23 protein-coding genes are annotated in these 21,971 nt (G+C 69.8%); 11 read left to right on the forward strand and 12 right to left on the reverse strand.

Annotated elements, in window-relative coordinates:
* Positions 1–40: 40 nt before the first annotated feature.
* Both ACWEOI_RS27460 and ACWEOI_RS27465 read right to left on the reverse strand, forming a co-directional pair.
* The gene (locus tag ACWEOI_RS27460) at positions 41–460 is read right to left on the reverse strand and encodes a hypothetical protein (RefSeq protein WP_452361465.1); all 420 of its coding nucleotides are present in this window, start codon (positions 458–460) and stop codon (positions 41–43) included.
* Positions 457–951, reverse strand: coding sequence for a hypothetical protein (locus ACWEOI_RS27465; protein ID WP_452361466.1), 495 nt, complete (start codon positions 949–951; stop codon positions 457–459). The genes ACWEOI_RS27460 and ACWEOI_RS27465 overlap by 4 nt, the downstream gene beginning before the upstream one ends.
* Positions 952–1,090: 139 nt before the next feature.
* Here ACWEOI_RS27465 and ACWEOI_RS27470 point away from each other — a divergent pair, with 139 nt between their 5' ends.
* Entirely contained in the window at positions 1,091–1,612 is a 522-nt protein-coding gene (locus tag ACWEOI_RS27470; protein WP_452361467.1) for a hypothetical protein, read from the forward strand.
* Between the two features lie 23 nt (positions 1,613–1,635).
* On the opposite strand, the gene ACWEOI_RS27475 is transcribed toward ACWEOI_RS27470, so the two are convergent.
* From ACWEOI_RS27475 to ACWEOI_RS27485, 3 genes are all read right to left on the reverse strand, one after another.
* Positions 1,636–2,124 carry a nucleotidyltransferase domain-containing protein gene (locus ACWEOI_RS27475; protein ID WP_452361468.1) on the reverse strand — a complete coding sequence of 163 codons (489 nt, stop codon included), beginning with the start codon at positions 2,122–2,124 and terminating at the stop codon, positions 1,636–1,638.
* Between the two features lie 25 nt (positions 2,125–2,149).
* Entirely contained in the window at positions 2,150–2,644 is a 495-nt protein-coding gene (locus ACWEOI_RS27480) for a hypothetical protein (RefSeq protein WP_433666741.1), read from the reverse strand.
* Between the two features lie 95 nt (positions 2,645–2,739).
* Positions 2,740–3,498, reverse strand: a complete 759-nt coding sequence (locus ACWEOI_RS27485; protein ID WP_433666740.1) for an NrtR DNA-binding winged helix domain-containing protein — start codon at positions 3,496–3,498, stop codon at positions 2,740–2,742.
* Positions 3,499–3,575: 77 nt separating this feature from the next.
* Between ACWEOI_RS27485 and nadA the strand changes: the two genes are divergently transcribed.
* The 3 genes from nadA to nadC are packed head-to-tail and all read left to right on the forward strand — an operon-like array spanning position 3,576 to position 7,239.
* Positions 3,576–4,607 carry a quinolinate synthase NadA gene (gene nadA / locus ACWEOI_RS27490; protein WP_357095208.1) on the forward strand — a complete coding sequence of 344 codons (1,032 nt, stop codon included), beginning with the start codon at positions 3,576–3,578 and terminating at the stop codon, positions 4,605–4,607.
* A 33-nt stretch (positions 4,608–4,640) separates the two neighbouring features.
* On the forward strand, positions 4,641–6,350 hold the full coding sequence (locus tag ACWEOI_RS27495; protein WP_433666739.1) for an L-aspartate oxidase: 1,710 nt from the start codon (positions 4,641–4,643) through the stop codon (positions 6,348–6,350).
* A gap of 28 nt (positions 6,351–6,378) precedes the next feature.
* Positions 6,379–7,239, forward strand: coding sequence for a carboxylating nicotinate-nucleotide diphosphorylase (nadC, locus tag ACWEOI_RS27500; protein ID WP_433666738.1), 861 nt, complete (start codon positions 6,379–6,381; stop codon positions 7,237–7,239).
* Positions 7,240–7,579: 340 nt separating this feature from the next.
* Here nadC and ACWEOI_RS27505 read toward each other — a convergent pair whose 3' ends face one another.
* Positions 7,580–8,092, reverse strand: coding sequence for a TerB family tellurite resistance protein (locus ACWEOI_RS27505; RefSeq protein ID WP_433666736.1), 513 nt, complete (start codon positions 8,090–8,092; stop codon positions 7,580–7,582).
* A gap of 191 nt (positions 8,093–8,283) precedes the next feature.
* Positions 8,284–9,462: a DNA glycosylase AlkZ-like family protein gene (locus ACWEOI_RS27510; protein ID WP_433666735.1), complete on the reverse strand. Its 1,179-nt coding sequence runs from the start codon at positions 9,460–9,462 to the stop codon at positions 8,284–8,286.
* A gap of 120 nt (positions 9,463–9,582) precedes the next feature.
* On the opposite strand from ACWEOI_RS27510, the gene ACWEOI_RS27515 reads away from it, so the two are divergent.
* The 4 genes from ACWEOI_RS27515 to ACWEOI_RS27530 all read left to right on the forward strand — a co-directional run bounded on the left by ACWEOI_RS27515 (position 9,583) and on the right by ACWEOI_RS27530 (position 14,454).
* Positions 9,583–10,557 (forward strand): alpha/beta hydrolase family protein, encoded by a 975-nt coding sequence (locus ACWEOI_RS27515; protein ID WP_452361469.1) that lies wholly within the window; start codon positions 9,583–9,585, stop codon positions 10,555–10,557.
* Between the two features lie 134 nt (positions 10,558–10,691).
* The gene (locus ACWEOI_RS27520; protein WP_452361470.1) at positions 10,692–11,636 is read left to right on the forward strand and encodes an NAD-dependent epimerase/dehydratase family protein; all 945 of its coding nucleotides are present in this window, start codon (positions 10,692–10,694) and stop codon (positions 11,634–11,636) included.
* Between the two features lie 100 nt (positions 11,637–11,736).
* Positions 11,737–12,612, forward strand: coding sequence for an arylamine N-acetyltransferase family protein (locus tag ACWEOI_RS27525; protein WP_452361471.1), 876 nt, complete (start codon positions 11,737–11,739; stop codon positions 12,610–12,612).
* A 267-nt stretch (positions 12,613–12,879) separates the two neighbouring features.
* Positions 12,880–14,454 carry a protein kinase domain-containing protein gene (locus ACWEOI_RS27530; RefSeq protein ID WP_452361472.1) on the forward strand — a complete coding sequence of 525 codons (1,575 nt, stop codon included), beginning with the start codon at positions 12,880–12,882 and terminating at the stop codon, positions 14,452–14,454.
* A gap of 78 nt (positions 14,455–14,532) precedes the next feature.
* On the opposite strand, the gene ACWEOI_RS27535 is transcribed toward ACWEOI_RS27530, so the two are convergent.
* Positions 14,533–15,384 carry a helix-turn-helix transcriptional regulator gene (locus ACWEOI_RS27535; protein WP_452361473.1) on the reverse strand — a complete coding sequence of 284 codons (852 nt, stop codon included), beginning with the start codon at positions 15,382–15,384 and terminating at the stop codon, positions 14,533–14,535.
* A 147-nt stretch (positions 15,385–15,531) separates the two neighbouring features.
* Here ACWEOI_RS27535 and ACWEOI_RS27540 point away from each other — a divergent pair, with 147 nt between their 5' ends.
* The 3 genes from ACWEOI_RS27540 to ACWEOI_RS27550 all read left to right on the forward strand — a co-directional run bounded on the left by ACWEOI_RS27540 (position 15,532) and on the right by ACWEOI_RS27550 (position 17,674).
* Positions 15,532–16,578 carry an aldo/keto reductase gene (locus ACWEOI_RS27540; protein WP_433666730.1) on the forward strand — a complete coding sequence of 349 codons (1,047 nt, stop codon included), beginning with the start codon at positions 15,532–15,534 and terminating at the stop codon, positions 16,576–16,578.
* Positions 16,579–16,609: 31 nt separating this feature from the next.
* Positions 16,610–16,897: an antibiotic biosynthesis monooxygenase gene (locus ACWEOI_RS27545; protein ID WP_433666729.1), complete on the forward strand. Its 288-nt coding sequence runs from the start codon at positions 16,610–16,612 to the stop codon at positions 16,895–16,897.
* A 108-nt stretch (positions 16,898–17,005) separates the two neighbouring features.
* Entirely contained in the window at positions 17,006–17,674 is a 669-nt protein-coding gene (locus ACWEOI_RS27550; RefSeq protein ID WP_433666728.1) for a methyltransferase domain-containing protein, read from the forward strand.
* 156 nt (positions 17,675–17,830) lie between these two features.
* On the opposite strand, the gene ACWEOI_RS27555 is transcribed toward ACWEOI_RS27550, so the two are convergent.
* The 4 genes from ACWEOI_RS27555 to ACWEOI_RS27570 all read right to left on the reverse strand — a co-directional run bounded on the left by ACWEOI_RS27555 (position 17,831) and on the right by ACWEOI_RS27570 (position 21,971).
* Positions 17,831–18,982, reverse strand: coding sequence for a cytochrome P450 (locus ACWEOI_RS27555; RefSeq protein WP_452361474.1), 1,152 nt, complete (start codon positions 18,980–18,982; stop codon positions 17,831–17,833).
* A 116-nt stretch (positions 18,983–19,098) separates the two neighbouring features.
* Entirely contained in the window at positions 19,099–20,508 is a 1,410-nt protein-coding gene (locus ACWEOI_RS27560) for an NAD(P)/FAD-dependent oxidoreductase (RefSeq protein WP_452361475.1), read from the reverse strand.
* Positions 20,505–20,747: a 4Fe-4S domain-containing protein gene (locus ACWEOI_RS27565; protein WP_433666725.1), complete on the reverse strand. Its 243-nt coding sequence runs from the start codon at positions 20,745–20,747 to the stop codon at positions 20,505–20,507. The genes ACWEOI_RS27560 and ACWEOI_RS27565 overlap by 4 nt, the downstream gene beginning before the upstream one ends.
* A gap of 285 nt (positions 20,748–21,032) precedes the next feature.
* Positions 21,033–21,971, reverse strand: coding sequence for an alpha/beta fold hydrolase (locus tag ACWEOI_RS27570; protein ID WP_452361476.1), 939 nt, complete (start codon positions 21,969–21,971; stop codon positions 21,033–21,035).

The following is a 21,971-nucleotide window of genomic DNA, read 5'->3' on the forward strand; positions in this document are numbered from 1 at the left end:
TCGGTGATAGGCGTCCGGCGGTGCGAAATCGACATGACTCCTAGCTGCTGCCGCTGCCGGTATTGATTCCGAGGTAGCGCTCCAGGATCCCCTGCACGCCGTTGTAGTCGCCGATGGTGACTGTGCGCGTGGCGGTTCGGTCGCCCTGCTTGGCGGTCAGGGTGTACCGGCCGCCCTTGGATGGGATCCACGCGGTTTCGTTGGTGCACCAGCAATTGGTCGAGGGCGTGGGTGTGGCGATGACGGTGCCGTCGACGCTGATGGTGACGGGCGTGGTGAGGTCGGTCAGGAGTACGACCGAGATCCAGCAGGTTTCGGTGGACAGTTCACAGCTGTAGCGGCCGGGGTCCATCTGCATCAGGTCGATCTGGAAGTCCTGGGCGGCCGCGGTTCCGGTCGACAGCGGGATCGCCGCGGTCAGCAGGGCGGCTCCGAGTGCGGCGCGGGTGGTCGTTCTCAATGGACGTCCCCTGCGGGAAACTGGCAACCGGCGGAGATGGTGGCGCTGCCCGTCTTGCACGGGAGGGTCCGCAGGTACGCTTCGGTTCGCTGGGCGAAGGCTTCCAGCGAGTTGTTGTCCATGATCTGGATGGTGACCGACTGCGAGTCGCTGCCCTGCTGCACGGTGATGGTGTTCGGGCCGGCCGTCTGCGGGACCCACAGGATCTTCAGCTCCCCGGGTTCGATCGTGCCCGATGTCGGCGTCGGCAGGGCGGAGGCGATCGTTTTCCCGTTGACGCTGAGGGTGATCGGGGTGGTCATGTCGTAGGCGTACCCGATGACCTGGCACTGTTGCGCCGTCGCCCGGCAGGCGAGCAGGTCCGTTCCGCCGCCCACCCAGAGTGAGACGTGGCCCGTCGCGGCCGTGGCCGTTCCGGTCGAGAGTTGTACCGCCGCGGCCGCGAGCGCGGCCCCCACCGCGGCGTAGCGACCGGCCTTCTTGGTGTTCATGGCCGAGAAGTATTTTTGAATAACCCTTGTTTCACAAGGACTTTCGGGGACCCAGGTTTTCGGGGGGTCGCTCGTCCGCCCGCGGTGCGATGCCGGGTGTAGTGTCCGCTGAAGTCCGGATGACACACCAGGGGAGCCCATGCGGATACAGACCGATCATCCGATCGTCGATGCGGTGCTCGACCGGTATCGCGACCAGCTCGGCGCGTCGTTTCCCGCCTACCGCAATCACGTTCTGCGCAGCCTGAACTACCAGCGACTGCTGCTGGGGGAGCCGGTTCCCGATGTGGCGGCCCTGGCGTGGGCCGTGCACGACCTCGGTGTGTGGACCGCGGGGACCTGGGACTATCTCGATCCATCCGCCGACCTGGCCACCGTGCACGCCGCCGATTTCGGTATCACCGATGTCGGCACCGCGCGCCGCCTGGTCCTCGACCATCACCGGCTCCGCGCCGTCGACGACCGCCTCGTCGAGACCTTCCGCGTCGCCGACCGGATCGACGCCAGTCGCGGCCTGGTTCGGCGTCCGCTGGCCCGCGCCGACATCGAATCCGTTGTGGCCCAACTCCCGTACGAGGGCTTCCACGCCTTCCTGGCGCGTCGGGGTGTCGCGTACGCCGTCACTCACCCGCTGCGGCCGCTGCCCATGCTGCGCTGGTAGCCGATCAGCGGACGGTGTCGGGGTTATCGGTACACGTCCGGTAGTGGGAAACCGAACTTCGCGGCCAGGGCGCGGACGTCGTGGAGGTCTTTGGCGGCGGGAGGGTAGGCGGTCTTGAAGGTGTACATCCAGCGGGCGGCGATGCAGTCGACCCGTTCACCGTCGATAGTGCCGGTGCCGGTGAGGGATTCGACGGGGTAGGCGATGCCGTAGCTCACCGCGCCGTCGGCGTCGTGTTCGAAGACGTGCAGGTCGACCGAGGCGTCCGGGCCCTTCGCCAGGACGAAGTTCCACGGGGTGTCGTCGGGTGTCGGGGAGGCGAGATAGCCCATGTCCGTGAGGATTTCGCGGACTCGGTCGGCGTCGCGGCGGTGGACCGCGATGTCGAGATCATGGTGCGGGCGGGTCTGCTCGCCCAGGAGGGCGTCCACGCACCAGCCGCCGTCGATCCAGACGGTGAGCCCGGATCGAGAGCAGGCGTGGTGCAGGGCCAGGACATCGGCGGCTCGCATGGGACGCAGCCTAGGGGCCGGCGGCTCAGTTGTAGTCGGTGACGAAGCCGAAGGTGAAGTGGTGTCCCTTGGCGTTGCACGAGATCGCGCCGCGGAAACCGCTGCCGTTGCAGGTCGTGCCCGCGTAGGTGATGGTGGCGTCGGGACCGTAGGGCGAGTTCGAGCCGGGGGTGGGGCCGCCGCCGGTGAGCAGCGGGCTGCCCGGGCGGCCGTGCACGCCGATCGGTCCGATCGCGGGATGGGCGGGCAGGAACGCGGCGTCGATGGTCAGGTTGGTGACCGGCAGGCCGTACCAGCGCAGATCGATACTGGTCGCGTCGCAGCCGACGTCGCCGGTCGGCTTGATCGCGCAGTTGGCGAGGTTGGAGTAGCTGAAATAGACCGTGTCGCCGACGAGATAGGCGTTCGGATCGGCCACCACCGTCTCGGCGGACGCGACCGCGGATCCCGAGATCGACACGGCGGCCGCGGTCAGGGCGGCCCCGGCGAGGGCGGTTCCGATGCGCACGGATGCGGACATGGCACTCCTTCGATAGTGATCTTGGACGTTCATTCCACTATCGGGCGCAGCGCTTTTCGGGTTACCCGCCGCCGCTGCCACCAAAAATGGGGGCCTCAGGCGGGCGGGCGGAAGGCCGCGAATTCGTCGGTGACCCGGATCTCGGAGTCGGTGAAGCGATAGACCGCGGCGGGGCGGCCGCCGGCCCGGCCGGGGGAGGCGGTCTCGCCGGTCGGCGTGATCACCTTCCGGCGGGTCAGGACCCGCTGCAGGTTGGTGGTGTCCACGTCGTATCCCAGTGCCGCGCAGTAGATCTCACGCAGCGTGGACATGGTGAAGGTGGCGGGCGCCAGCGCGAAGGCGATATTGGTGTAGGAGAGCTTGGCGGCCAGCCGGTTTCGCGCGTGCCGCACGACGGTGCCGTGGTCGAAGGACATGGTCGGCAGGTTCGAGACCGGATGCCAGCGGGTGTCGGGCGGCAGCACCGGTTCGGCGGTCAACGGCACCAAACCCAGGTACGCCGAGGCGATGCGCCGGTCGCCGGGCACCCGGTCGGGATCGCTGAACACCCACACCTGTTCCAGGTGGGTCAGCTCGCGCACATCGACCTTCTCGGCGAGCTGGCGCGCGGCCGAGGCGTCGAGGTCCTCGCCGTCGCGCAGGCGGCCGCCGGGAAGTGACCAGGTGTCCTTGGCGGGGTCGAGGGCGCGCTCCCACAACAGGACCGCGAGTTCGGTGCGCTGGCCGGGCGGGCACCGATCCGTGACCGCGCTGCGCCGGTCCCTAGCGCTCTCACCTGCACCGATGGTTTCCGGGAAGCGACGAACCTGGAACACGGCGGTGAGCGTTTCGTGGATGGTGCTACGATGGGCCACGTTTTCGATTCTAAGTCGAAAACCGTGTGGATGCGAATCGGCGAAGTTGCCGGGCGCATGAGAGAAGGAGCCATGCCATGGCTGCAGCAGTGGGCACGCTGACCGAGCGCATCGCCGACGGGCCGTCGGGGTACACCGGTGTGGAAGCCACCCCGGACTGGGCGGCGGAGATCAAGCGGCTGGCGCGCGAGCGCAATGCCACCATCCTGGCGCACAACTATCAGCTGCCGGAGATCCAGGACATCGCCGACCATGTGGGCGACTCCCTGGCCCTGTCCCGGATCGCCGCGGAGGCGCCCGAGGACACCATCGTCTTCTGCGGTGTGCACTTCATGGCCGAGACCGCCAAGATCCTCAGCCCGGAGAAGACGGTCCTCATCCCGGACGAGCGGGCGGGCTGCTCGCTGGCCGACTCCATCACCGCCGACGAACTGCGCGCCTGGAAGGCCGAGTACCCGGACGCGCTGGTGGTCTCCTACGTGAACACCACCGCCGCGGTGAAGGCCCTGACCGACATCTGCTGCACCTCCTCCAACGCCGTCGACGTGGTCGCCTCCATCGACCCCGACCGCGAGGTGCTGTTCCTGCCGGACCAGTTCCTGGGCGCGCACGTCAAGCGCGTGACCGGCCGCGAGAACATGCACATCTGGATGGGCGAGTGCCACGTGCACGCGGGCATCAACGGCGACGAGCTCAACGAGCAGGCGCGCACCCACCCCGACGCCGAGCTGTTCGTGCACCCCGAATGCGGTTGCGCCACTTCGGCTCTGTACCTGGCGGGCGCGGGTGAGTTCCCGGCCGACCGGGTGCACATCCTGTCCACCGGCGGCATGATCGACGCCGCCAAGGCCGCCAAGTCCAGTCAGGTCCTGGTCGCCACCGAGGTCGGCATGCTGCACCAGCTGCGCAAGGCCGCCCCGGGCATCGACTTCCAGGCCGTCAACGACCGCGCGTCCTGCAAGTACATGAAGATGATCACCCCCGCCGCCCTGCTCCGCTGCCTGGTGGAGAACCGCGACGAGGTCCACGTCGATCCCGAAACCGCCGCCCTGGCCCGCAATTCGGTGCAGCGCATGATCGAGATCGGCAACCCGGGCGGCGGCGAGTAGCCACGCCCGCCCCGTCGGGGGAGGGATGAGCAAGTGAACACATCGATTTCGGTCACCTGGGAAGCCGAGGCCGACCTCGTCGTGGTGGGTGGTGGCGTGGCCGGGCTGACCGCCGCGCGCACCGCCTCCCGGCACGGGCTGCGGGTGCTGACCCTGAGCAAGGGCGGACCCACCGACACCTCGACCCAGTACGCGCAGGGCGGGATCGCGGTGGTCGCGCCGGACGGGGATTCGGTGGAATCCCATGTGCACGACACCGTGGTCGCCGGCGCCGGACTGTGTGACGTCGAGGCGGTGCGGTCCATCGTCGAGGGCGGTCAGCAGGCGGTCGACGCGCTGACCGACCTGGGCGCGGTCTTCGACCTGGGCCGTGACGGCGAGGTGTCGCGCACCCGCGAGGGCGGGCACAGCACCCGCCGCATCATCCACGCGGGCGGCGACGCCACCGGCGCGGAGGTGCAGCGGGCCCTGAACGCCGCCGGACTGCCGGTGATCTTCGGGGCCGCCGTCCTCGACATCGTCACCGGACCCGAGGGCGTGCGCGGCGTGATCGCGCTGTCGGACAAGGGCTTCGGCATCGTGCACACGCCCGCGGTCCTGCTCGCCACCGGCGGCCTCGGCCAGCTCTACGCGTGCAGCACCAATCCCGCGGGCGCGACCGCCGACGGCATCGCGCTGGCGTTGCGGGCCGGGGCGCTGGTCTCGGATCTGGAGTTCCTGCAGTTCCATCCGACCGTGCTGTTCACCCCCGGCGGTCTCGGCCGCCGCCCGCTGATCAGCGAGGCGGTCCGCGGCGAGGGCGCGATCCTGGTCGATTCCCGGGGCGATTCGGTGACCGCGGGCGTGCACCCGCTCGGCGACCTGGCCCCGCGCGATGTGGTGGCCAAGGCCATCGCGGCCCGCATGCACGAGCTCGGCGACGACCACGTCTACCTCGACGCCCGCGCGCTCGAGGGCTTCCCGCAACGCTTTCCGACCATCACGGCCTCGTGCCGGGCGGCGGGCATCGACCCGACCACCGACCTGATCCCGGTCGCGCCGGCCGCCCACTACCAGTGCGGCGGCATCCTCACCGACACCTCCGGCCGCACCACGGTGCCCGGCCTGTACGCCGCCGGTGAGGTGGCCCGCACCGGGCTGCACGGCGCGAATCGCCTGGCCTCCAACAGCCTGCTCGAGGGCCTGGTGGTCGGCGAGCGCGCGGGTACGGCCGCCGCGGAACGGCAGGGCATGTCGGCCCCGATCTCCGAGGTCGGCCCGCTGCGGTTCCCGCGCGCGGACCGGAAACTGTTGCAGGAGCTGATGACCGAACGCGCCGGGGTGGTCCGCGACGGCGACGGGCTGCGCGCCGCCATCCTGCGCATGCTCGGCCTGGTCTCCGACAACGAGGCTCCCGACATCACCGTCGAGTGGGCGCTGAACCGCGGGGCGGCGGAGGCCGACGGGTCCGACGACCCGGCGCGCGTGGATCGGGCGGGCGTGCCCGCCGACGCGGCCGCGGCCTTCCTGCGCGACCTGGAGGATTCGGCCCTCACCCTCACCGCCCGCGCGCTGCTGGTCGCCGCGGCGGCCCGCACCGAGAGCCGCGGCTGCCACACCCGCTCGGACTATCCGGACCCGCGGGAGGAGCTGCGCCGCAGCACCACCGTGCGGCTGGGTTCCGACGGCCGCCCGAAGCTGGTCACCGAGGACGCGGAGGCGGCGCCCACGTGGGGCCGCGACGTTATCCCCGCCGCGTCGTGAGCGGCGTCAGAGAACAAGGAGTGCTGTCATGACCCTCGATGCCGGACTCGATCGCGACGAACTGGTCGCGTTGATCCGCACCGCCCTCGACGAGGATCTGCGGTACGGCCCGGACATCACCACCCTGGCCACGGTGCCCGCGGACGCGGTGGCCAAGGCGGGCATGGCTTCCCGGCAGCCGGGCACCGTCGCCGGGCTGGACGTCGGGCTGCTGGTGCTCGACGAGGTGCTGGGGGCGGGCAACTACGAGGTGACCGGGCGCGTGCCGGACGGCACCCGGGTGCAGCCGGGCGACACCGTGCTGAGCCTGGTCGCGCCGACGCGCGGGCTGCTGACCGCCGAACGCACGCTGCTGAATCTGGTGTGCCACCTGTCCGGCATCGCCACCGCGACCGCCCAGTGGGTGGACGCCGTCGAGGGCACCGAATGCCGGATCCGCGACAGCCGCAAGACCTTGCCGGGCCTGCGCGCGCTGCAGAAGTACGCGGTGCGGGTCGGCGGCGGCGTGAACCACCGCATGGGTCTCGGCGACGCCGCGCTGATCAAGGACAACCACGTGGTGGCCGCGGGCTCGGTGGTCGCCGCGCTGCGCGCCGTGCGGGAGCTGGACCCGGACATCGAGTGCGAGGTCGAGGTGGACAGCCTCGAACAGCTCGACGCCGTGCTCGCCGAGGACGTGGAACTGGTACTGCTGGACAACTTCCCGCTGTGGGCCACCCAGGCGGCGGTGCAGCGCCGCAACACCCGGTCGCCGCGCACCAAACTCGAGTCCTCGGGCGGGCTTTCGCTGGACATGGCCGCCGACTACGCGCGCACCGGCGTCGACTACCTGGCCGTGGGCGCGCTCACCCACTCGGTCCGGGTGCTCGATCTCGGCCTGGACATGTAGCGCGGAAACCGTTGCGTCGACGCGGCCCCGGGGTGTCATTCGCCCGGGGCCGCGTCGCTGCTCGGAGCCGGTTCAGGCCCGGGGAAGGGGCGGGTCGACGAGCCAGCCGATGCCCCCGCACCCGGTGCACAGGATGGCCGAACCCGCCTCGGAATAGCCTGCGGCCCCGGTGCCTTCGCACCATCCGCAGTACCGCCAGCCCCGATTCGGGTGGACGGTGTCGAGCAGGATATTGAGAAACCCTTGGATCGCCATGCAGAGTGGATCCCCTCGCTGGGCAGCAAACGACCCAAGAATGCGCGTCGGCTCCGGGCAATGTCCAGCAAAAGCCAGGGGGGCTTTACAGACCGAATTCCCTTGGGTCCAACCGCAGCACCTGACATGCCTCGCGAATCACCGTGGCCGCGTGTGCTCCGAGTTCGCCATCGGTTCGCCCCACCGTCAATCCGATGCGCAGCACGGCGGCCGCCTGGTCGGGATACTCGGTGGCCTTGGCGATCTGGGCCATCACGTAGGCGTGGCCGAACGCCGGATCCATGATGAGCCGGGCGCAGTTGTCCTCGAACCGGTTTCGCAGGTCCTCGGCGGGCCGGCGGCCGAGCACCTCGTGCGCCCCGACCATCTGCGCGACCCGCATCCGCGCCGCCGGATCGATACGGCCGTCGGTCGCGGACAACACCGCGCACATGCCCAGCGCCGCATCTCGGAAGGCATCGCCCCACTGCTCGTCGAGCCCTCCCGGCAACCTGGTGAGATGCGGTGCGGGCCGCGCGTCCGGGGATCCGGCGGGCGCGGCGGCGGCCGGATCGGTGCGCGGGGCAGCCGGGGAGACCAGCCGATTCGAGAACGCCATGACACACACTCCGAAGAAATGGCCGAACCCGTGGACCTCCCCGAGTCCGGGCCCGGATCGTGCGAACAACACGGTCGACAGTAACAGTCCGCCGTGGCGGGGCCCGCAGAAATTCTCCGAATACTCGCGCACAGCAACCGCGTTCGGCGCGCCCGTGATCATCGGGCGCGCCGTGCGCGGGGGCCGGACGGTCAGGCGGACAGTTCGCGTTCCAGCGGCGTGCGGAAGCGGGGGATCGGGCGGACCTCGCCGTACCAGCCGCGCAGCCGGTCCGCCTCGGCGGCGATGGCGCGCTCGGCGTCGGCGCCGACATCCTCGAGCAGCCGCCAGGCGATGTCGCCGTCCGGTCGCTGCGCCCAGCCGCCGACGATGCGACCATCCCACCACACCGACGGGCCGATATTGCCGTTGCGGTCGAACAGGGCGGGCTGATGCGGTCCCAGATACCAGTCGCGCGATTGCCAGCCCATCGGCGTGGGATCCAGCGCGGGCAGCAACGCCGCCCACGGTTCCGGGGCGGGCGTGAGCTCCAGATCGTCGGCCAGCACCAGGCCGGTCTCCCCGCCCAGGTCCACCTCGACCGTGTCCACCAGCGCCAGCGCCTTGCGGACCTCGCCCAGCGTCCAGCCGGTCCACCATTTGAGATCGCTCACCGGCGCGGGACCGAAGGCGCGCAACCACTTCCGGACCAGCTCGGCGCGAGCCTCCTCGACCGGCATGACCGCGATCCCATCGGGCAGCCAGGATTCGATGGGCGCCCAGGTGTATTGGCTGCTGGACCAGGTCCCATTGGGACGGCCGCGCACGATTCGGCCCTCGCAGCCGAGTGTGACCAGCACCCAGGTGGTGATATTGGTGGGCTTGGAGTACGGCTTGCCCGGCGCGGTGTCCACCTGGGTCCGCAGCTCGGGCACCGCCTTGCTCAGCTGCGCTCCCGTCGCCGCCCCGCGGGCCAGCAAGGCGTCGTGCGTCTTCGACTCGACCGCGTTCCACCACTTCACGACATTGCCGGGCACCGCGCCGGACTGTTCCAGATAGCGCCCATAGGTCTTGCGCTGCTTGTGCGCCAGCGCGTCGGCGACCGCGGCCTGCAGCACCGGCACCAGATCGACGGGTGCGACGAACATGGTGCGCCGCATGGCCAGCATGCGCAGCAGGATCCGGTCGTCGTAGAGCGACTTCTCCACGTGGCCGGTCTCCAGGTCCGCCGAGCGCGCCGCGACCGACAGGTACACGGTGGCCGGGTCGGTCGCGTGCAACACCACCAGGGACCGCACGATCGACTCGACCGTGTCGCCGCGTTCCGCCGCCGCCAGCCGGTGCCGCACCCCGAGTCGAGCCCGCCGCTCCGCGGCATCCATCGAACGCATGGTCGAATCCTAGCCGCCGGCAGCCTGATTCGGGCACACCCCGGCACATCCTTTCCGGCGCGCCGACCGGCCCGGCGTGGGTTCCCGACCGGACCGCCCGGACATGCGACGATGCCGGACGTGCGTGCTCATCGGCGAGGGTTGCGGGTAATCGGTGCGGTCGCGAGTGTGGTGGCGGCGGCCATGGTCGGGCTACCGGGCATCGCGGGCGCGGCCGGCGACGGCGTGTCCATGCGGCCGATCAGCCTCATCGTGGACGGCGAGACCGCCACCGGCCGCGTCTACGAACCCGAGGGCGGGGCCCGCGCGCTCATCGTGGCGGTGCACGGCCACGACGGCAGCGCGAGCGACTTCCCCGACTACATGGCCTCGATCGTCAAGAACACCGGCGCCGCCCTGGTCACCATGGACCAGCGCTCCGACTCCGGCGCGTGGCGCACGGGGGAGTGGAACGTGTGGGCGGGCTGGCGCGACACCGTCGCCGCCACCCAGTGGTACCGCGGCGCACACCCCGGCCTCGGACCCACCGTGCTGTGGGGCTGGAGCCAGGGCGGCGTCACCAGCGGACTGGCCGCCGCCTACGCCCCGCCCGGCACCTACGACTACTGGGTCGACACCTTCGGCCACGCCGGGGATCTCACCGCCTGGCTGGAAGCCAACCTGGCCGGCAAGCAACTGCGGCCGGAGATCGAACGCGATGCGGGCGGCTGCATTCCGCTGACCTGCCCGCAGGCCTACATCGACCGCTCGCCGGTGCTCATGCCCGGGCGCATCGACGTCCAGCGGGCGGTGCTGGTGCACGGCACCGCGGATACGGTGGTGCCCTATACCAGTTCGATGGAGATGCGCGCCGCGCTGATGCTCGCGGGCAAGCGGGTGTCCATGTACACCGTCGTCAGCGGCCGCGATCTCGACGGCCGCGTCGTGCCCGGCGAGCACGGCATCAATCCGGTGTTCTTCGAATCCGGTTGCGCGGTCATGCGACTGCTGCAGGGCACCGAACCCCTCGGCGGCGACCACGACTACACCATCGATGTCGGCGCGGGCGTCAACACCGCCCCGCCGGCCCCGGCGAACGCCAAATGCGCGGCCTGACAGCCGGTCCCGCGCGCAACCGGTAACCGCTTCCGACGTCGAGCCCTGCGTGGGCCGACCGCCGTGCCACACGATCGGGCGCCGAACACTAGGCTCGGCCCCGGCATCGGCAGGGCGAGACGGGATGAAGCGCAATGAAAGTCGTGGTGGCGGGAGCGACAGGGGCGATCGGGCGGCCATTGGTGACGGCGCTGCGCGCCCGCGGGCACCAGGTGTACGCGCTCACCCGTGACGGCCGCGGCGCGGAGGTCGCGCGGACGCTCGGAGCCACCCCGCTGGTCGCCAATGTGATGGATCGCTCGGAGCTGTTGCGCGCCACCGAACGGCTCACCGCCGACGCGGTCATCCACGAGCTCACCGCCTACCGGAACTCGCCGCCCACCCACTACCACTCGCCGGGCCTGCTGCGCACCAACGCCTTACGCGAGACCGGCGGCAAGCACCTGGTGGAACTGGCCCAGCGTGCGGGCGCGCGCCGGTACCTGACGCAATCGGTGATCTTCGGCTACGGCATGCGCGACCACGGCCCGCGGCCGGTGACCGAGCAGGACCCCTTCGGCCGCATCCCCGGCGACGTCAACGACGGCCTCATCGGGGCGTTGCACGAGGCCGAATGCCACGCCTGGCGGGCGCCCGGCATCGACGGAATCGCGCTGCGCTACGGCGTCTTCTACGGACCCGGCGCGTCCGCGTCCTTCACCCGCGCCCTGCGGCGGCGACTGTTCCCGCTGCCCAGCACGACCACCGGGCACACCGGCTTCGTGCACGTCGAGGACGCCGCCGCCGCGACCGTGGCCGCGCTCGAACGCGGCGTGCCCGGCCAGGCGTACAACATCGTCGACGACGAGCCCGCCACCTGGGAGGCCATGTTCGACGCCGCCGCCGCGGCCGTCGGCGCGCGCCCGCCGCTGCGGGTGCCGCCGCGCCTGATGCGCATCACCTCCCCGCTGACCGCGGCCCAGATGCTCGACTTCTCGCTCCGCCCCTCCAATGCCAAGGCCCGGGCCGAACTGCGCTGGGCGCCGCGCTATCCGAGCTACCGCGAGGGACTGCGCACCCTGGCGCGCGTCCACGCCTGACCCGGCGGTCCGGTCGCGTCGGAACACAGCCGCGCCCACTACCGTTGATCACCACGGAAGACGGATGATCCACGCGAATCGGGCGCGAAGGAAGGCAGTGATGAACACACCGGCGGACCCCACCTACACCTGGCTGGGCGCGGAGCTCGACCTCGACGCCTACCTGGACCGGATCGGATTCACCGGTGCGCGCACGCCCACCCTGGAGACCCTGCGCGCCCTGGTGCGCGCCCACACCACCACGATCCCGTTCGAGAACCTCGAGATCATCCTCGGCCGCGGCATCCCCCTGGACTTGGAGGCGCTGCAGGACAAGCTGATCCGGCGGCGGCGCGGCGGCTACTGCTACGAGAACGTCGGACTGTTCGCGGCCGCGCTGGAACGGCTCGGCTTCGAGTTCACCGCCATGTCCGGCCGGGTCACGCTGGGAGCGACCGGCCTGCGTCCGCCCACCCACGCGCTGCTGCGGGTGAAGACCGCCGACGACGACCGGCTGTGGCTGTGCGACGTCGGTTTCGGCTTCGGCCCCCTGGAACCGATCGAGCTGGCCCCCGACCGCGGTGAATTCGGCGCGGGCGCATGGCGTTTCCGGCTGGAGCGGACCACCGACGCGGTCGGCGGCGAGCTGTGGACGCTGTACCAGTTCGGGAAGGACGGCTGGGTGGATCGGCACACCTTCGCCATCACCCCGCAGTATCGCGTCGATTTCGCGGTCGGGAACCACTACGTGTCCACCTCGGCGCGATCGCCGTTCACCATGCGGCCCTTCGTACAGCGCTTCCTGCCCGACGCACACCACCAGATCGACGGCACCACCTGGACCACGCACCATCCCGACGGGTCGGAGGAGGTGCGTGAGCTCGAGGTCGCCGAGCTGCCCAAGGTGCTCGCGGAGGTCTTCGATATCGAGCTCGATGCCGACGACGCCGCCCGGTTGGTCCGCGCGGAGTGGGCCGCGGCGGTGAAAAGTAGCTGAACTCGATCGGTGTGTGGGAGCAAACACGCACCAAACCGATCGGTCTATGTCTGGTCATGTATGTGTCGCGACCAGCGCATACGCCGACCCGGTCACAAGCGGGTCGCCGACGGGCGGCGCAGATCTCATCGAGATCTCCGCCATATCTCACGCTGACGTCGGCGATCCGCGCGTCGCCCGCTACACTCGTGCGGGGAAACGCGCGGGCAACCGCATTGTCACAGTCATCTCGAAGAACCTCGGAGTAGTGCCATCGAAACCGGCCAAGTGATCGCAGGGCATTACCGCCTGGTCGAACGGATTGGTAGCGGCGGCACAGGTGTCGTCTGGCGAGCCGTCGACCAGCGGCTGGAACGTTCCGTCGCGATCAAGCAGATCCTCACCCAGCCGAGCCTGTCGGACGCGGACAAGGACATCGTCAAGCAGCGGGCCGCGCGCGAGGCGCGCAACGCGGCCCGCTTCCAGCATCCGAACGCCATCGTCGTCTTCGACATCACCGAGCACGAGGGCGACCCGTGCTTGATCATGGAGTACCTGCCCTCGCAGAGCCTCGCCGTGGTGCTGTCCGCGCAGGGCACGCTGCCGCTGCCGCAGTGCGCGCGCATCGGCGAACAGGTGGCTTCCGCGCTGATCGCCGCGCACCGCGCCGGCATCGTGCACCGTGACGTCAAGCCGGGCAACATCCTGCTCGGCGACAACGGCGCGGTGAAGATCACCGACTTCGGCATCGCCAAGTCCAAGGGCGACGTCACCCTCACCGCCACCGGGCTCATCTCCGGCACCGCCGCCTACCTCGCCCCCGAGGTCGCCCGCGGCGCCGAACCGACCCCGGCCGCCGACGTCTTCGCCTTGGGCGCCACGCTCTTCCACGCGCTGGAAGGCGAACCGCCCTACGGCACCAACCCGAATCCGCTGGCCTTGCTCTACGCCGCGGCCAACGGTCAGATCAGCGAGCCGCGCAATGCCGGGCCGCTGTCGGACCTGCTGCTCAGCCTGCTCAGCTTCGAGCCGGAGGACCGGCCGAGCATGCTCGACGTGCGCGACATCATGGCCGAATTCGCCGAGGTCGGCCCGGACGCCGAGGCCACCCGCGTGCTCGCCGCCCGCCGCTCCGGCCCGATCACCCCGCAGGGCGGCGCCGCGCCGCGCCAGCAGACCCGGCAGATGGAACGCCGTTCGTCGGCCAACGCCGACATCCCGACCGGCGCCATGAGCCAGGCCCAGCTGCTCGAGACCCCGCCGCCGCGGCCGGTCCCCAACGGCGGCCCGCCGACCCGCAATCACCCCGCGCCGGAACCGGATTCGGAGCCGGGCGGCAAGAAGAAGCTGGTCTGGATCCTGCTCGCCGCGGTCGTCGTGGTGGCCGGCGGCATCGTCTACGGCATGATGAGCGACTCCGGCTCGAACGACTCGCCCGGCGCGGGCGGCGCCACCACCTCGGTGAAGGCCTCGACCTCGGCCAGCTCCACCAAGGGCACGCCCTCGGGCCTGGGCCAGACCAAGAGCGCCTCGACCGTGAGCGTCGGCAATGGCGCGGACGCCGTGGACAAGTTCTACGACGCCCTCACCTCGCAGCGGTACCAGGAGGCGTGGACCCGGCTCACCCCGGCCGCGCAGCAGGTGTACGGCAGCGCGACGGCGTTCCAGACCTACTGGACGAACAATCCGATCAGCCGCTACTCGACCATCGAGGGCGCCCGCGGGACCGACAGCAACAATCCCGATGGCTCCGTGGACATCTCGCTGGCCAGCCTGAGCACCAAGAACAGCGGCAGCAAGTCGGTGACGCTGCGGGTCGTCGACAGCGGCGGCTCCCTGCTGATCGACAGCGACACCAAGTAGCCCGATCGCTCGAACCACCTGCGCCGCACCGGATCACCGGTGCGGCGCAGTGCTTTCCGGGGGTCCTGCCCGGGTCGGCTAGTGGTGGGTGGCCGGATCCGCGGCGAGCGAGGCCAGCAGGCGCAGGGCGTCGGCGCTGGGGGAGCCCGGCTCGACGTGATGGGCGACCAAGGCCTGATCGGGATCGTCGGGCAGGCGCAGGGTTTCGTAGCCCAGATCGAGGCGGCCCACGATCGGGTGCCGGTAGATGTGGCGGCCGTGGGTCTTGTCCTTGAGCTCGTGGCGTTCCCACAGAGCGGCGAATTCGGGGCTCGCGGAGTTCATTTCGGCGATCAGCGCGGTGATGCGAGGGTCGCCGGGATTGCGGGCGGCGTCCACCCGCAGATACGCCACGGTGTCGGCGGCCTTGTCGTCCCAGTCCTCGTAGAGGTCCTTCGCGCCCTCGTCCAGGAACACCAGGTGCAGGAAGTCGCGCTGCTCGGGGGCGATCGCGCCGAAATCGCCGATCAGGGCCGCCGCCAGGCGATTCCACGCCAGCACGCTCACCCCGCGGCCCACGATGTAGGCGGGCACGTCGTGGGCGGCGTCCAGCAGCCGCCGCAAGCCCGGGCGCACCTGCTGGGCGGCGGGCGGCTCCTCACCCGACCACGGGCGGGCCAGCCGGTAGAGGTGGTCGCGCTCGACCTGGTTCAAGCGCAGCGCCCGCGCCACCGCGTCCAGCACCGACTCCGAGAACTGCAGACTGCGTCCCTGCTCCAGGCGCACATAGTGATCCACGCTCACCCCGGCCAGCAGCGCCAGCTCCTCGCGCCGCAGTCCCGGCACCCGGCGGCGGGCCCCGTGCGAGACCAGGCCCACCTCCTCCGGGCTCAGCCGGGCGCGGCGGGAGCGCAGGAATTCACCGAGTTCGGCGCGACGGTCCAGGGTCATGGAACCAGGTAACCACGCGGGCCCCGGGTTTCATCCTGGTCATGCCGTGCCCAGGCAGACGCCGCACTGTTTGCCGCGCCCGGATCGGACGACTGTAGTGCTCAGCGCCGCACACCACGGCGGACACCGACTCCCGAGGAGCACAGCATGACCTCCCTTCCCACCCGTCAGCTCGGGACCACCGACATGCGCATCAGCCGAATCGGTTTCGGCGCGTGGGCACTCGGCGGCGCGGGCTGGCGCTACGCCTGGGGCGCGCAGGACGACGCCGGCTCGATCGCCACCCTGCGCCGCGCCATCGACGCGGGCGTGAACTGGATCGACACCGCCGCCGTCTACGGGCTCGGCCACTCAGAGGAAGTGGTCGGCAAGGCGATCGGCGACCTGTCCGAAGCCGACCGGCCCTTCGTCTTCACCAAGGCCGGGCTGGTCTGGGACGAGAACGACCGCGCCGCCGCGCCCCGGCGGATCATGGCCGCCGCCAGCGTGCGCCGCGAGATCGAGGACTCGCTGCGGCGACTGGACGTCGAACGCATCGACCTGTACCAGGTGCACTGGCCCGACACTGGTGCCTCCCTGGACTTCTCGGACCCGGACGGCGTGGCCGACGCCGTGGTCACCCCGCTGCACGAGTACTGGCAGACCATGGCCGACCTGGTCACCGAGGGCAAGGTCCGCGCCATCGGCCTGTCCAACCACGACGTCGGACAGCTCGAACTCGCCGAGTCCATCGCCCACGTCGACGCCATCCAGCCCCAGTTCTCCCTGATCAAGCGCGCCGCCGCGGGCGAATTGGCCTGGGCCGCAGCCCATCACACCGGCGGCATCGTCTACCAGCCCCAGCACTCCGGCCTGCTGACCGGCGCCTTCTCCGCCGAACGCGTCGCCGCCCTGCCCGACGACGACTGGCGCAAGGGCTTCCCCGAATTCACCACCGACCTCCACCGCAACCTCGCCCTGGTCGAAGCGCTGCGCCCCCTCGCTGCCGCCCACCACACCACCGTCGGCGCCCTCGCCATCGCCTGGACCCTCACCTGGCCCGGCGTCACCGGCGCGATCGTCGGCGCCCGCACCCCCGCCCAGGTCGACGGCTGGATCGACGCCGCCACACTGGACCTGACCCCCGCCGACCTCGACACCATCGCCACCGCCCTGCGCACCACCGGCGCGGGCGAAGGCCCGATCACCCACTGACACACCCCACACCGAACCAGAGGACCACACCATGACCCTGCACGTCGTCGCCGAACTGCGCGTCACCGCCGGAAACGAGGACCGCCTGCGCACCGCCCTGGAAGCCATGATCGAACCGTCCCTGGCCGAACCCGGCTGCCTGTCCTACCAGCCCTTCACCAACCCCAACGACCCCGCCCACATGGTCGTGGTCGAGGAATGGCAGGACGCCGACGCCCTCGAGAAGCACTTCGCCACCGACCACTTCCAGCACGTGGCGGGGGTTCTGGAGGGCATCGTCGCCGAGCCGATGATCATCCGCCGCCTGGTCGCCGAATAGCGGTCGCGAAGCCCGTGCCCCCGCACTCCACGGCGGGGGCACGGCCGTCGAGTCCTGCTCGACGCGCCGGACTTATGCGACGATGCCGCTAGGCGTACCGTCAAGTCTGTGAGCAGTGGCGCCGTTCCGGCGGCAGGGGTTGAAGGCTCGGACCTGTGGGCCCGGGCTTTCGCGGCACTGTACGACCCTCTGCTGTGGATGGGCGAGAAGGCGGGTATGAGCACCCGTCGGCGAAATCTGCTCAGCCGTGCGAGGGGGCGGACAGTCGAACTCGGCAGCGGTACCGGCCTCAACCTGGGGTACTACCCGGACGGCCTCGACGAGCTGATCTTGACCGAACCGGAGGCCGCGATGCGTACGCGGTTGGCGCGGAGGCTGAGTCGGAGTCGCCTTCGCGCACGCGTGCTCGACGCAACGGCGGAACACTTGCCGTTCGCGGATGAAACCGTGGATACGGTCGTCTCAACGCTCGTATTGTGCACCGTCGATGACCCTGATCCGGTGTTGCGGGAGATCGGACGGGTGTTGCGTCCCGGCGGCCGGCTGCTGTTTCTCGAGCACGTCCGCTCCGATTCGCCGCGGCTTTCCCTTTGGCAGGACCGCCTCGCCGGCCCTTGGCGCCGGTTCGCAGAGGGCTGTCATTGCAACCGCGCCACCCTCGAGCTGCTCCGGGCGTCGGGGCTGAAGGTCGAAGACGTGCAAGAAATGTCGTGGCGGGCCATGCCCCCGATTGTTCGACCGCTGATCACGGGTGTGGCCACCAAAAACGAAATCTGATTGCGGCCAGGAGTGAATGTTCCAGCGGGCCTGCCAGTCTCGTTCCCGCTGTTCCTTTCCTGGTGAGATATCCCGACGCCCGCACGGCGGTGGATACTTATCGGCCAGCGAGTCCACACTCGTTCGGCGCCGGATGTATCCGATGTCGTGTGCTGCTCAGTCGGTGATGTGGTCGAAGTCTATGAGCAGGTGTCGGGGGCCGCGGAAGATCTGGCTTCGCCGATAGGGTGGCGGATCGACGACCAGGCGGGGTGTGGCGACGCGGCGTAGGAAGGTCTCCATCGCGAGGTTGACTTCGAGTCGTGCGAGCGGACCGCCGAGGCACGTGTGGATGCCGCTGCCCCAGCCGAAGTGTTCGTTGTCGGGGCGTTGGATATCGAATCGGTTCGGGTCGGAGAATCGGTTCGGGTCGCGGTTGGCGGCGGCGTAGATCAGATGCACCGCTGCCCCTTTCGGGATGACGGTGCCGGCGATGTCGATATCGGCGGTAGTGCTGCGGCTGGGAAAGAACTGCACTGCGGCCTGCAGCCGCTGGACCTCTTCGATCGCGCGTGGGAGCAGCTCCGGTCGGTGGCGTACCTGGTCGTAGGACCCGGGGTTGCGCAGCAACGTCATCACAGAATTGGCGATGGTGTTGACCGTCGAGTCGTGACCGGCGACGAGCAGCAGCAGCGCATTCGACAATGCCTGCTCAGCGGGCATCGGACCATCGGGGCCGTCGTCATGGATCAGTTCGGACAACAAGCCCGGCCCGGGCTCGCGCTGGAGCTGCTCGATCAAGTCGGCCAGATAGTGCATGAGTGCGTCACGGCTTGCACGGGACTTCGCGGCACGGGCCTGGCCTTCCTCGGTGGTCGCGTCCGGACCCAGATCCACGCCGGTCAACATGTCGTTGATCCAGGCATGGAGCATGGGTTCGTCGGCGAGCGGGACCCCGAGGATCTTGCAGATGACCATCACCGGCACGGGGTACGCGTAATCCTCGACGACGTCCATCCGGGTCTTGCCACCGGCCTTGATGCGGTCGAGCAGTCGGTTGCACAGATCGACGATGCTCGGTTCCATGCCGGGGATGACATCGGGCGCATGCGGTGGGCCGAAGTGGCGCATGACCTGCCGACGCGCTCGATCGTGCTCGGGGGGATCGGAGACGATGATGCTCGGCCGGCGCCCGTAGGCCCGCATATCCTCGGCGCCGGGTTCCGGGCCGGTGCCCGCGCTCAGGGCAGCGCCCAGCGGGCTGCGGCTGATGTCGGAGCTGATCCGGGGGTCGTGCGCCAGCGCCAGCAGTTCCTGGTAGCCGGTCACGACATATAGATTCTCGGCCACTCGCGCGACGGGGGTTCGGCGCAATTCGTCGAAGAACGGATACGGGTCGGCGCGGTGTTCGTACTTCATCGCCTCCGCCCAGGCGGTTGCGGCAGTCATGCCGGCTCCCTTGTCCAGTGGAACTCGGCGCCCCGTGAGGTGGGGTCGTGGCCGGTCAGCACCACGTCGGGAATCTCGGTCGGCACTCGCGGGTCGGGAAAGCGGGCCGGCATCGGTGACGGGTCGGGTGCTCGGTCGTAGCCCGGCGGCGGTGGCGGGAACGGTGCTGAGCGCTCGATCATCGCCGCGTAGTACGGCAGCCATTTGCCATGATCGAACGTCACCGCCCCGACAATGCGGCCGCGGCGGCCGTAAGCCGCGGCGAAGCGATAGTCCTCGGGAGAGCCCTGGGTGAACACGATCTCATCGCCGAACGAGCACACCCCCACCCCTTTGATGTTCACCCCGAATTGCGCGGACCAGAACGAAGGCAGCGGCAAATGTGGTCGGCGCTCGGTCTCCAGGCTGATCATGTTGTTCGCGGCGACCTGCGCCCCGAACACCGCGTTATCCCAGTGCTCCATCGAGATGAACTGATACTCGTACAGCACGTGCGGCTGGCGCGCGATATCCCCGGCCACGAAAATGTTGTCGGTCACCACCCCGTTGACGTCGAACGCCCGGCAGCCCGCATCGCAACCGACTCCCCAGAAGCCGGCGGCCAACCCGGCCCCCGCCAGCCACTCGACGTTACGGATCGACCCCAAGGACGCCACCACCACATCCACATCCAGCACGGTCCCATCCGACAGCCGGGCCCGGCGCACATGCCTGTCGGCGTCGCCATCGAGCCCTTCCACCGACACGCCGGTGCGCAAGTCGACGCCGGCGTCGCGCTGCATCCGGGCGGCGATGTCGGCGATCACCCCGCCCAGCGGCCCTACCAGCGGCCCGCCTCCACGTTCGGCGACGGTCACCGGCAGCCCCAGCTCGCGGCACACCGAAGCCATCTCGGAGCCGACGAACCCCGAGCCGACGACGAGCACCCGTTTCGGGTTCGAATGCAGCGCCGCCTGCAGCCGGGCCGCGTCATCGCAGGTGCGCACCGTGAAGACCCCCTCCAGTGCGGCCTCGGCCGGGTTGAACCACGGTCGTGCCCGGACACCGGTGGCGATGAGCAGCCGGTCGTAGGGCACCGTATCCCCGGTGGCCAGCACAACCTGCTTGTTCACCCGGTCCAAACCGGTCGCGGCCACACCCAACCGCCACTGTGCGTCGATGGCCCGCATCCGGGGAAGCTTGGTGTGATCGGCGCGAACCCAGCCCTCGAGGACCTGCTTGGACAACGGCGGGCGATCATACGGTTCGTGCGGCTCATCACCGATGAGAGTCAAAGGACCGTGGAAGCCCTTGTCCCGCAAGGCCTCCGCGGCGCGAAGCCCGGCCAGTGACGCCCCCACGATCACGATCCGCCCCTCGGCCCGAAACGTCCTGACCAGGTCCGCGGCCAGCGACGCGGTGCTCATGCCGCGGGCTCCGGCCCCTCGGGGATAACGGGCTCCGACCCGTCGGGGGTGTACGTTTCCACGACGATCGCCTGGACCGGGCACGACGCCGCCGCCCGCAACACGCGCCGGCGTTGCGCGTCATCAGGGTTGGGGTCATACGCCAGCGCCTCCTCACCCAGCATCTCGAGCACATCCGGCGCCAGTGGAACGCACTGCGCGTACCCCTGGCACCTGTTCAGATCGACCACGATGCGCATTCGCTCAGCTCCTCATCCGAACCCCATGTCCCGATGTGGTCATCCCCTGCGAAACCGCTGCGGGCCCGAAACACGTACGCCCTCAGAGGTTGACGTGAACTTTCAGAAGACGATCACGCCCTGAAGTGCCGATGCCGGGTGGGCACCTCATACAGGACTCGGAGCACCCGAGGCCGAGGTTCTGCCATGTGCCAACCGGCAACCACCCGCCACTTCAGCTTCCCATCCAACAAAGGCACCGCACCACCGCCACGCCACCTGGATCGCGGGCAGAGGGATCTGGATTCACTGTCGAGCACGAACCACACAGCCGCGGTGCCAGCAGTCGATGGCCTCGGCCGCGAGCTGCGGGTTGTCGGCCATCGGAAAGTGCAGCCCCCAGGGGACGGTGACTCTGGTCAGGTACGGGAACAGACGCCGCCAACGGCGAACGAAGAAGAAGTAGTCGCCGAGTCGGCCGAATACCGTCATCATCGGCCGGCCGGTCAGCGCGGTGACCGTGCTTGCCGCTCGTGCGGCGGTGGCGCGGTCGCGGGTCGCGTCGCGAAACATTCGGTGCAAGAACCGGCGACGGTCGCGGTCGCGCAGACCACGTCGCCACGCGGTCTTACGGGTGCGGTTCCATCGTCTGCCGACACCGAACCTTGTCGCACTCACCCAGGCGATCAACCCGAGCCATGCGTCGACCTCCCGCATCAGCTCCGAGCCGAAGAATCGCAGTGCGAGCCACAGTATGCCGCGGGGCTGCCAGCCGAAGGTGTTCATGGCCACCAGCGCGGCCACGCGGTCGACTCGATCGTGGACAGCGGCGAGTGCGGCCAGGCCCCCGAGGTCGTGTACGACCAGTGTCACGGCGTCGAGGTCGAGATGGTCGATGAATGATGTGATCGTGTGGGCGGCCGATGCCACCGTGGCCTCGCCGGGATCGGAGAGGCCCGTTCCAGGCAGATCGAGGGTCACGCACCGGTACCGGTCCTCGAGGTGGCTGATCAGATCAGCCCACAGCAGCGACCAGAGTCCGGCGTGGACCATGAGCAGGACCGGACGGTCACCGCCGGTATCGGTGTAGACGACGCGGCGCCCGTCGAGGTCGAACGCGTACAGCGGATGGGGCCAATCCTGCGTGGTAAGCCAGTCAGGCCGAGTGGGTTCGGTAGTAAGGGTCATATCTCTAAGGACGTGTCGGCGGGGTCGTGTGTGACGGTCACACTTCACCGGGCTCAT

The organism is Nocardia sp. NPDC004340, assembly GCF_053602575.1.